Below are 12,090 nucleotides of genomic sequence, written 5' to 3' on the forward strand. Positions count from 1 at the left end.
AAGCTATATTATCTTATACAACAGTATGTCACTTATTGAACTTTATCTTCATCAGCAACAGCTTCTTCCCATGTCTGCCAGGGAATAACTCCTGGATCGTAGCCGCTGTAACCAGGATTTTGGTTAAGCCGGTTTCCTGAATTAGCATTGATTGCAGACTGTGGTATTGGCCAGTTGATATTGTGCGCACCCATTGTATAGGAGCGGTTTCTGACAGTGACCTTGTTTTTGTTGTAAAAGTCGCTGTAATGCTCTATTCTCTGGAACCAATAGCTTTTTTGAGAGAGATTATTAACAGTATAGGTGTTTCCCCACTCATCTGCTTTTCCGGAGATTGCAAGAGAATAGGAGACGCGGCTCAGCTCTGTAAATCGCCACTCTTCCATGTGAAGCTCGCGCGCCCTTTCGTCCATAATATCTCCGATTGTCACAGCGTTATACAACTGTGTACACTTTGCACGCTGACGGATCGTATTCACATCGGCTGTCGCTCCGGCTATATCACCTTTGTAGAATTTGGCCTCTGCCCGTAATAGGTACGTTTCCGCCAAACGATACAGATACCAATCGCCTGCTCCTCCCCTATGGTTGGCTTCGTTCGCATTTTGTGTTTCGTTCGGATCTTCTATATAGTATTTATAATGTGGCCAGTCGAACCAGCATCTGATCGTATCATCCGTTGCCAACGCGCCCGTCGGAGTTCTCAAGTTCACCTTTCTCCCGTAATAAGTGCTGCTTGGATCATTGTATTTCAAAGAATCCATACGCGCCCAGTTTCCGGTTGCGCTACTATGTCTCAGATCCGTCTGGTCATCTTTGCCTCCGACGTACCAAAGTGACTTTTGCGCAAAGTAGGTCGGTCGTATATGAGCAATTCCCCGCCCTATCGCATGTACGTAATCATAACCAGCTCTGTAATTCGCATTCGATGAAGGAAAATATCTGAACGCCTGCTTACCATCCGGAGCCTTCGTTCCGGAGTAATCCAAAAATGGCACCCAGTTCCGCATGGAGTTCATCTTAATACCCATATCTGTATTGATACGGTTAAGCATGACCATAATGGTTTCTTTATTCGTTCCGATTGCTTTGTTTTCAGGGCGGTGAAGATCCCAGACCACATTGCGCGTCACAGGCCATGTAGCACCATAAGGTCTGATATCATTTCCGAAGTTATTCTGCATCAAAGAGTAACCAGATTGATTGATCAGCAGATCAGCTTGTTCAATGGCTTTGTCAAATTGGCCTGTTGCCAGATAACACTTGATCAATAATTGACGGCAAGCTCCTTTATTTACAAGACCTGTGAGCGCCATTTGCGATTGATTAGGCACCCACTCTACTGCCTTTTCCATATCAGCAGTAATCATCTTCAGTATTGCCTCTCTGCTTGTTGACCGGTAGTTCAACTTGGGAACCTCCAGGATTTTAGTGATCAGGGGAACATCTTTAAACTCAAAAGCAAGTGCCATATAACGGAACGAACGGTGAAAAAGAGCTCTTCCTCTATATTCGTTTTTGAGATCCTCACTCAAACCTTCTACATTTCCGATAAAGCTCAGAATCGTATTGGCGTATTTAATACCGTTATATGACTCTCCCCAAAAATAAGACAGTCTCTCGGGCAAATCGGTGGGAGTCAGTCGGGTGGCAACGTCTGCAAAGATGTTGCCGTCATCGGTTTTACTGGCCACTGCAATTTCAGAGAACATATACTCGGTGCTGATCGGTAGGCTAAGATCCGTGTATTCAAAGTACGTCCAGTAGGAGCGGATATGTCTGTCGCAAATGGCCAGCGCGGCATCCAGTCCACTTTTTGTCGAAAACGTTAATCCGGGCTCGAAAAGTGACAATGGCTCAGGCTTGAGATAATCTTCTTTACATCCTGTAACGCTGGCTGCCAAAGCACCCAAGGTCAGAAGCACCTTGCCCGGTCTTAAATTCATTCTTAATTTTTGATATATACTTTTCATTGTTGTAATTCTTTAAAACGACACATTTAACCCAAGATTGAACATGCGTGGAGCAATTCCTCCTGTTTCGATATCCCAGTAATCCCAGTTTTTATCCTTCTTCCATACTGCTACGTTCCGGATCGAACCAAAAACCCTCAGGTTGTCAATATGCCAGCCCGACAGTAGTTTAGATGGGACTGTATAGCCGATTGATATATTTTCAAGACGGATAAAAGATCTGTTGTAAAGCCGTCCCGGAGCATTCACTCCCGATGGTCCTTTCGCATCCAGACGTGCTACGTGATTCACAGGATTTTCCAAAGTCCAGTACTCTTTCTGATAGGCGTTAGCCAGGTTAGTAACCAGGGAGGTCCCATTATCCTGATTCAGATAGGCTGTCCCAAGGCTCTTATGCCCCATGTAAGAATACAGATTGAAAGAGAAGTTCAGATTTTTATAAGTAAAATCGTTTCTCAATGACCACATAATTGGCGGAGCCGTTTGCCCTAAAAACTGTTTGTCATTGTCATTGTAAACCGGCGTACTGCTTCCGTCTGCGCCAATTCTATCGTCTTGTATATAGCTGTTAGCCACTTTCGGATCACCAGGACGCTGACCATACTTTGCAGCTTCTACAGCTTCATTAGCCTGCCATATTCCGGTCACGTTATAGTTCCAGATCGAGCTGATAGGCTGTCCGATAAACCAACCGTTTGAAATATCATCTCTTTCCCTGGTGCCAGTGATGTTACCATCACTATCCAAAACATTGTCATAGATGTAATACAGGTGTTTGATGGTATTTTTATACTTCGAAAACCCGAATACTGAATTCCAGGTAAAGGATTTGGTAGCGATATTCTGTGAATTGATACTGATCTCAAAACCTCTGTTCTCTACTTTACCCAGGTTAGTCGTAATACTTCCAAACCCTGTAAACCCCGGCAATGTACGGTTCATAATCATGTCCACTGTAGGCGTGTTGTAAAAGTCGATTGTCGTCGAGATACGGTTTTTAAAAAATCCTAAATCTGCTCCGAAGTTGAATGCCTCCGTGCGCTCCCAGTGTAGATTCGGATTTGCAAGACGACCAACTGTCAGGTAACGGTATTGAATCAGGTTGCCACTTGCGTCCAGATAACCCATCGTAGCGCCTACACCAGCACCAAGGTTAGCCAAAGCAAGATAAGGATCCTCTAAAGATCTGTTCCCATTTTGTCCCCATGAGAGTCTGAGTTTACCATTGTTTAATGGCTCCCAATTAAAGAATTTCTCATTGCTGAATGTCCACGCACCGGCTACAGAAAAGAATGTTGCTCTGGGATTTGAAGTTCCAAATGCTGAGTAACCGTCGCGACGTACAGAAGCAGTGATCATGTAGCGGTCATCATAGGCGTAGAACAACCTTGCCAATAGTCCGTCGGCAGTCTCTTTTACATCATTGGCATCAAAGCTACTTCTGTTTTTATCTCCGTAGTAAGTTTCATGATATCCTAATGCGTCACTCGGCATAATGTTCCTGGCTTCTACGCGATCCATCCACGATTGTCTGTTCTCTGCCTCCTGAACTAGGGTTGCACTCACACGGTGAACGTTTGCGAAGGTATAGTCCCAGTTGATCGTGTTGTTCAACGACCAGTCGAAACGTTGTGTTTGTTCGCGGTTCACAAGCCCATTCGTAGTTCTCCAGTTGGGATGACTGGCCGATTCCCAATAACGGTCATGGAAATACTGGTAACGCGGAGAGAAATTAAAGGAGTAGGTGATATCAAACGGCAATTTCACCTTAGAGGTCAATATCGTATTGAATATCGTGTAACCTTTATCCAGGTCTCTGTACTTCCGGTCAAAATCATAGTTATAACCAAAGTTATTAACCATGTTATCACCCATCGGGCGAACAAGCAGATTCCCATCGGCGTCCTTGTAACTGGCATAAGGCGCATTTCTGATAATTTGGGTTCCCCAGTCTACGGCAAGGTCACCATCTGTACGATGCTGGAAATTTACATTGGCTCCGATGTCCAGCCATTTTGTAATTTTTCCTTCCACCTTCATGTTAGAACGAATAGCTCTATACGTGTTTCCCTTCGCAACCCCTTCGTTATTCAGGTAACCAAATGACATATAGTAGTTGATATTGTCAGTTGCACCTGATGCACTCAGGTTGTAATCCTGGTTTATTCCAGTACGGAAGCTATGTTTGTACCAGTCAAATGTTTGTCCCGTCAGGAAGTTATCAAGTGCAGTTCCTTGCAGCAAGAGCCGTTTCGCCCATATTTCCTGATCGCTTGCAGATCCGTTCGACGAACCGGTATAACCTCTCCATTGATCAAGACTCACACCATATTTGGACAGATTCGCATCTGTAGGCTGCACATGATACCCCGGTTGCGTTGCAAAGCCGGATCTATAGGCTTCATAATTTCCTGTGGCCGTGTTCAACCCATAAGTTGGCGCAGTATACCAGTCCTCTCTGTATTTCATGTAGCCGTCCGCGTCAAAAACATTACGGTTAGCGCCCATGGTAACAAAGCCCAGATTGGAAGTGAAATTGATTTTGGGTTTACCTTTCTGACCTTTTTTAGTACTGATGATCAAAACACCGTTAGCCGATTTTGCTCCATATACAGCCGCTGCCGAAGCATCCTTTAACACATCTATCTGACTGATATCGTCAGGGTTAATTTCCGACAATTCACCATAGAAGATCATTCCGTCCAGAACGATCAGCGGGTCATTATGCCCATTGGCTGTGTAAACAGAACGTTGCCCACGAATCTGTACAGAACCTCCCCCCTTCGCAGATGGATCAAAGCCGATTGTCACACCAGGCGTTCCTCTGAGAATATCCTGCGTAGTATTCGGGTTCTGATCCGCTATTTTGTCGGGACGAATCTGAACAATCGAACCTGTAAGGTCTTTCTTTCTCATCGAACTATAACCTACCACAACCACTTCGTCCAGTGATTTATCATCTTCAGCAAGTGTAAGATCAATGCTTTTACGCGTGCCGACACTTACTTCCTGAGCCACATATCCAACGTATGAAAATACAAGAACAGAATTCTGAGATGGCACTTTCAAAGTGTAATTTCCCTCGACATTTGAAGAGGTACCCTCCTTGGAGCCTTTCACCATGATGTTTACACCAGGCAGTGACTCGCCCTTCGCATCAGTCACGCGGCCGGTGACAGTAATTTCGCCAGCTTGCCCGAAACTGTTAAGGGATAAATGGCAATAAAATATGAGCAGGAAAAGCCCTATCCACCTTCTAGGGATGATAATAGTGCTCTGAACAAAATGCAGATGTCTCTTCATAAAGGAAAGCTGTTAGTTAAAGGATAAATAATAATTGGTTGTCTTTGTATCTGGGATATAGCAGCGCTCACGACGGTAAAAGCGCAGATGCTCAGAATTCAGAAATATTTTAAGATTTATAAGAGTACACTGTTTACTGTACACATGTCACTATTGCCAATGATCATGTAAGGGTTCAGGAATAATTTTTACACGAGTAAGGCAGATAACCATTACCTGAAAGAGAAATTTAATATTTGAATAGTGCAAAAATAGATGGAAGAATGCACAGTAGAGGGGGGATTTTCCGTCAAATAGCAGGGTGAAAATCGGCATAAGTGTCATTTTTTCATATTTATACTCCTTTAAGGGTACAACAGGTAAAATATATGTCACACATAAAAAAGCATGATCTTTGATAAATTTATTACAACAATAAAATCGTTAAACAGCTACTATTTCTGCACGGCCCGGTTAAAAATCCTCTATGCTTAAAAAGTTATACAAAAGTCTTCTATGTTTATTCCTGCTTGTTTTTACAATGCTGATAAGTATTGCTCAGCGTGTACCGGAGCAGTTCCGATTTGAACAGATAACAGTTGACCAGGGCTTGTCTCACAGTGATGCAATGTGTGTAGTCCAGGATAAAGAAGGCTTTATATGGGTGGGTACCAATAAGGGCCTCAACCGATATGATGGCTATAAAATTAGACGTTATGACTTATCGCTCGACGATCAGACCGGTATTTCTGCCAATAGGATCCGCTCAATGCATGTCACTCCCTGTGGAGTACTATGGGTAGGTGTTGAAAGAGCTGGTCTGTTCTGGTACGATGCGCTGCATGACAGATTCCTGCCTATCGCTCAAATGCCGGGTGCAAACCAGTTACCCGAAATTGTTAATTTTCTCTCTTCTACCAATGTAATGTCCATAGTATCCGACAAGCACAATCGGCTATGGGTGGGAACGCAGCGCCATGGAGTAATTGTTTTGCAGCTTGACGGTCAACAAAAAATCACCGGCGCCAACCGAATCCGTCTGGGCATCCGTGCGAGCGATCCACCCATCAGTAAGATTGTAAAAGATCAAACAGGAAATATATGGATTGGCACCCTTGCTAATGGATTGTGGTTTTACAAAAATCAGAGCACTGGTTTGAGTAAACAGGGTGCGAGACAGGTCCGTTTTCTGGGCGCCAGAGATATCAGGGCATTACATGCTGACCGGAACGGCGATTTATGGATCGGGGCCGAAAATCAGATCCTTCGTGCAAGTAAAGACAAGTTATCTGCTGCAGACCAGATAACTCCTAAAGCAGTCACACTGACATTTGCTCTGATTGAAAATCTTTTCGTAGATTCTCTTCACAGACTTTGGATCAGCACCAGACACGGCCTTCTTCTTGCCAGTAGGATCAATCCAACCGGATCTGATGCGCCTATTAATCAGCAGGAAATACGTACTTTCTTGCCTATGGATTCAGATCCATACAGTATTAATTCGGTGCGGGTGCATGAAGTGCTGGAGGACAGCTTCAATAATCTTTGGTTTGCTACTTCAGCCGGCGGGCTCAATCTTCTGAATTTGAGATCAAAACCATTCGGCCATTTGAGACGGCATGTCACAGAGAAGAGTACACCAGCAGATAATTACATCAATGCTATCTATCATAACCAGGCTGACAACAAGCTTTGGATAGGAACAAGAAATGGCTTTGCCAGCTACAATCCGCAAACAGAAACTTACCAGAACTACCTCAACAGGGAGTTGTCGGGTTCCACCAATGGAACAGATGTATCCTGTATCTACAAAGCTTCTGACGGAACGTTATGGATAGGCACACGTTATGGAGGGTTGTTTACTATGAAAAGTGATGGAAGTTCACCGTTGAAACGTATCCCCGCCTCTTCCGACTTTGCTCCCTGGTATAGCATCAGTATTGAAAGTATCGTCGAAGATAAGCAAGGTATAATCTGGATCGCATCTTTCAATGCCGGGATTTACTCCTATAATAAGAACGGAACATTTATCCGTGGATATAATAGCCATGATAAACTGCTTCCCACAGTTCAGTTCACATCCTTGTGCTATGACAGCCAAGAAAATATTCTTTGGGCTGCAACACGTGACGTCGGTCTTCTGAAAATGCAAACTGACGGTCGTCAGCTAAAGCTTATCCAACAATTCAGTCACGAGCCGGGCAATCCTAATAGTTTGAAGACCAATTATACCTGGCCCCTCTTGCTTGATAAACAATCAAACCTGTGGATCGGGACCATTGGAGGCGGTTTACATAAACTGGAAAAAGAACCATCAGGTAATCAAATTATAAAACGGTACAGTCTATGGATTTCTGAAACTGATATAGAGAGCCTGCTTCAGGATCAGGATGGTAACATCTGGATCGGAGGTGCAGGGCTATACCAATTCAACCCCGAAACAAAACGGGTATTCTATTACGATGTATCCGACGGCCTACAAAGCAATTCCTTCAAGATTGGGGCTGCTTACGCGGCAGACAATGGCAAGCTCTACTTTGGTGGGACAAATGGCATTACCTACTTTGATCCGAAACTTATTAAACCCAATAGTCTCCCGCCTGTAGTCCAATTCACCGAATTCAGAATACTCAATCAGTTAATCGGAATCGGAGATACACTCAATGGACGAGTCCTTTTACAAAAACCTCTTTCAGACTTACAGGATATCCACATTCAACCCAAGGAGAATGATTTTTCGATTGAATTCACAGGTTTAAATTTTGTCAATCCATCCAAGCAGCAGTACGCCTACAAATTGGAAGGATACAACCGGGATTGGATTAAAACTACTGCGGGACAACGCATGGCCACTTTTGCCAACCTTCCCGCAGGAAGCTATACTTTTCTGGTAAAAGCGAGCAATGATGATGGCATCTGGTCTGCAAAGCCGGCAACGCTACATATCATCGTGGCTCCTCCCTGGTGGAAAACCTGGTGGGCCTATCTTCTCTATATCCTTCTTGCGATGACAGCTGTTGCAATCTACCGTAGGATTGAAATGGCTCAGCAGTCCCTGAAAAGTAAACTGGCGTTAGAAACCTTCAGAGTTGAGAAGGAAAAGGAGATGACCGACAGCAAGCTTCGGTTTTTCACCAATATTTCTCATGAACTACGCACACCCCTGACGCTGATCCTTGGCCCTATGGAAGAACTTGTTTCTGAAGGGAATGACAATCAGAATACCTCGCGAGAGAAAATGATGCTGGTACACAAGCAAACCCACAAACTGCTTGAACTGGTGAACCAGTTAATGGAATTCCGAAAACTGGAGTCAGGACATGTGTCGCTCCGAGCACAGAAATCAAAAGCAGTTCGTTTCATTGAAGAGGTATTTCTGATCTTCAAACTAAAAGCACAGGAGCTCCATATTGACTACGCCATTCAAAAACCAGATATTGATCCTGAGATCTATTTTGATCATAACAAACTGGAAATAATTCTGGTGAATCTTCTATCAAATGCTTTCAAATTCACCCCTGAGGGCGGGAAAATAAGAGTTTATATATCCATAGAAGGAAATGCCGGTCAAGATGCGTTATTTGAGGCAAAAGCTCCGTTAGACAATTTTCTGCAAATCACAGTGCGCGACTGGGGGGTTGGTATGCAGCCCGGTGATGAGCAGAAAATTTTTGATCCTTACTATCAGGCTTCAGAAACAGAAACTTTGAGAATGGTCGGCACAGGTATAGGGCTATCACTGGTGAAACAGTTTGTGCTGGCGCATCATGGCAATATTACCGTCGAAAGCAAGCCATCTGAAGGATCAATGTTTACAATCAGATTACCCTTTGGAAGAAAACATTTGTCTGATGAGCAGATCATCGAAAGACAAGTCCAATCTGAACTACCTGCTCACGAGCTTATCCCGGACCTGGATAAAGCCGAACTGCAACAATTGGAAAGTGATCCAACTCAGTTAAACGCTTCCCGGTTGTTGATCGTAGAAGATAGTGAAGAAGTAAGAAATTATCTTATTGATCTGTTCTCATCTTCTTTTACGGTGCTCACCGCCGTTGACGGAATAGATGGTTGGGAGAAAACGCAGGAAACTGTACCTGACATTGTTGTCAGTGATGTAATGATGCCTCGTAGTGATGGACTGGAACTTTGCCAGAAGATCAAACAAAATCCTAAAACACAACATATTCAGGTATTGCTGCTGACTGCCAGATCTACCGCCGCCAACGAACTGGAGGGCATACAGATTGGTGCGGATGAATACATGGCAAAACCCTTCAATCCCAATTTGCTCTATGCTAAAGTGGTAGTAATGCTCAGGGAAAGACGTCGGCTAAAAGAGTACTATCAAAAGCAATTACTGATGCAGCCCACCGATATCGTTATTCCTGATTCTGACAGGCAACTATTGGAAAAGGCTATGTCCATTGTTGAGTCTAACCTGGCGATTCCCGAATTCAATGTTCAGTTTCTTGTCAGGGAAATGGGAATGAGTCAGTCCACTTTTTATAGGCATATCAAATCAATTACCGGTCAGTCCGTGGTGGAATTCATACGCGACATCCGCATAAAACGTGCCGCACAGCTTCTGGCTACAACTACATACAGGGTATCAGAGGTGGCGAATCTGGTGGGATTTGAGGATGTCAAACACTTCAGAAAGATTTTTCAGGAGCTGTATGAAATTTCTCCGTCTGAGTATATCAGGCAACATCGACGGTAGTCACGTATAATTTGAACCAGTCTGTAGTAATATGGTAACTTTTACCTGTGTTTATTTTCTGCAAACTTTATCAGAATGGCCACCTATCACTGGCCATTCTGATAATATGTGATATACACTTCTTAGACGACTGACCGATCTTCTAAGACCATTGGTTTCAACCCCAAAAGCGTAAACATCTTCTGATCATCCGCTAGTCGTGGATTGGGTGTCACAAGAAGCTCTTCGCTCTCACTTGTAAAAATAGAGTTTGCTCCCGCCATAAAACACCACGATTGTTCTTCTGTATTCATCTCCGAACGGCCAGCGCTCAATCTAACCATTGCCTTGGGCATAATAATCCTGGCAGTAGCGATCATTCTGACCATCTCCCATGTATCAACTTTGGGTAAATCAGCCAGCGGCGTCCCTTGTACACGAGCCAACGCATTCACAGGAACAGATTCCGGATGTACAGGTAAGGTAGCAAGTGTGTGTAACATACTGATCCGGTCCTCATGCGTCTCGCCAAGGCCGATAATTCCGCCTGAACATACAGATATTCCCGCCTTACGTACATGGCTCAGCGTTTTTACCCTGTCATCAAATGTCCGTGTGCTGATGATCTGATCATAATGATCCTGAGAGGTGTCCAGGTTATGATTGTATGCATATAAACCCGCTTTCTGTAAACGCTCAGCCTGGCTTTGTGAAAGCATTCCTAGCGTGCAACATACTTCAAGCCCCAACTCATTGACCCCTTCTACCATCTCCAATACTGTCTCGAAATCTCTGTTATCCCGCACTTCCCGCCAGGCTGCTGCCATGCAAAATCGGGAAGATCCCGCCTCTCTGGCTCTTTTGGCTATGGCCACCACCTGCTCTTTGGACATAAGCGATTTCACAGAAATGCCCGTATGATACCTGGCGGCCTGACCACAGTAAGAGCAGTCCTCCGGACACCCACCTGTTTTAATTGAAAGTAGCGTACAAACCTGCACCCGGCCAGCCTTATGAAAATGACGGTGTACAGTAGCCGCACGATATACCAGATCAAGCAATGGCTGCTTATAAACTTCTTCTATTTCTTTGACAATCCAATCGTGCCTAATATTAAAATCGCTGTTCATCATTTCCAATGGCTTATCTAAAATTACTCCAATCGTTCCCTCTCGTGGAATTGGAAGTCATACTCCTCCAAAAGTAAGGGCTACCCGGATTGGCCAAAGGTGCCAGTTTTCACTTATCTGGTAGTCCGGCTGGATACTCACAGCGAATCTTGCCGCTAAGAGGCTCATTATTAATGTAGAATTTTATGCAGGATTATTTAATGTTTAAGGATATGTAGGAAAGATGAATTACAGTCATACCCCTTCTCCAATAAGCCTTGATGTAATATCTTCATCATTAATAATATAGAATCGCAACACACCGGAATGAAGAAAATAATTACTATCGTTGACCTGTCCGATATGAACCAGTATTCTCCTTTTCGGACACGATAAGGAGAATACATAGAAGGAAAATAGACCTTCAAATGTGCGAACGTAGACGAGCCCAATGTATTATTAATAATTGTAGAGGTTTGGAATTTCTCATCGTTGAATTATATCTGTATAAAGTAGTCTTTCTGTTGTCGTATGACAACGAAAAGTATTGTCATACGACAACAGAAAGTGATGTTTAACAACAAGATATAGGTATACAGATTACATTTAAATTTGTAACTGATAAGTACATACAAGATACGCAACAACAAAACCACTATAAATGATATTATTTGTAATTATACAAGTTGTTTATATTTTGATAAAACAGTGTGTGATGGGAATTCACCAGAGTTAAAAGTGAGATACTTACAGAGTCGCAAAAGGTTACAAGAAAAACGCTTAAAGGACCAAAGGGGTTTAATATATTGTCTATACCATTTGAAGGATTTGAAAGTAACATCATCCGACTAATAAAAGGTTATCCTGGACTACTCGATAAGCCTGAATTTTTTTTTACAAAGTAGAACTTTGTCGGGCATCTGTCTCACCACTCGATTCCTAGGTTTCTTATCCAGCTATCAGATATTGCACCGATCCTTCACAATGTACTGAACTGCTATCTGCAATAAACCTGTGGTGGTCC

At 43.5% G+C, this 12,090-nt stretch carries 4 protein-coding genes; 1 reads left to right on the top strand and 3 read right to left on the bottom strand.

The window, feature by feature from the left end:
* Window positions 1–32: 32 nt before the first annotated feature.
* Together AC1XUE_RS14540 and AC1XUE_RS14545 are read right to left on the bottom strand one after the other, a co-directional pair.
* Complete coding sequence (locus AC1XUE_RS14540) at window positions 33–1,973, bottom strand: RagB/SusD family nutrient uptake outer membrane protein (protein ID WP_483356707.1); 1,941 nt, start codon at window positions 1,971–1,973, stop codon at window positions 33–35.
* Between the two features lie 12 nt (window positions 1,974–1,985).
* The gene (locus AC1XUE_RS14545) at window positions 1,986–5,276 is read right to left on the bottom strand and encodes a SusC/RagA family TonB-linked outer membrane protein (protein WP_483356708.1); all 3,291 of its coding nucleotides are present in this window, start codon (window positions 5,274–5,276) and stop codon (window positions 1,986–1,988) included.
* Window positions 5,277–5,742: 466 nt separating this feature from the next.
* On the opposite strand from AC1XUE_RS14545, the gene AC1XUE_RS14550 reads away from it, so the two are divergent.
* Window positions 5,743–9,978, top strand: a complete 4,236-nt coding sequence (locus tag AC1XUE_RS14550; RefSeq protein ID WP_483356709.1) for a hybrid sensor histidine kinase/response regulator transcription factor — start codon at window positions 5,743–5,745, stop codon at window positions 9,976–9,978.
* A gap of 122 nt (window positions 9,979–10,100) precedes the next feature.
* Here AC1XUE_RS14550 and bioB read toward each other — a convergent pair whose 3' ends face one another.
* The gene (bioB, locus tag AC1XUE_RS14555; protein ID WP_483356710.1) at window positions 10,101–11,090 is read right to left on the bottom strand and encodes a biotin synthase BioB; all 990 of its coding nucleotides are present in this window, start codon (window positions 11,088–11,090) and stop codon (window positions 10,101–10,103) included.
* Between the last annotated feature and the right edge of the window lie 1,000 nt (window positions 11,091–12,090).

It is taken from the genome of Dyadobacter sp. HNCC25DJ187, assembly GCF_056895255.1.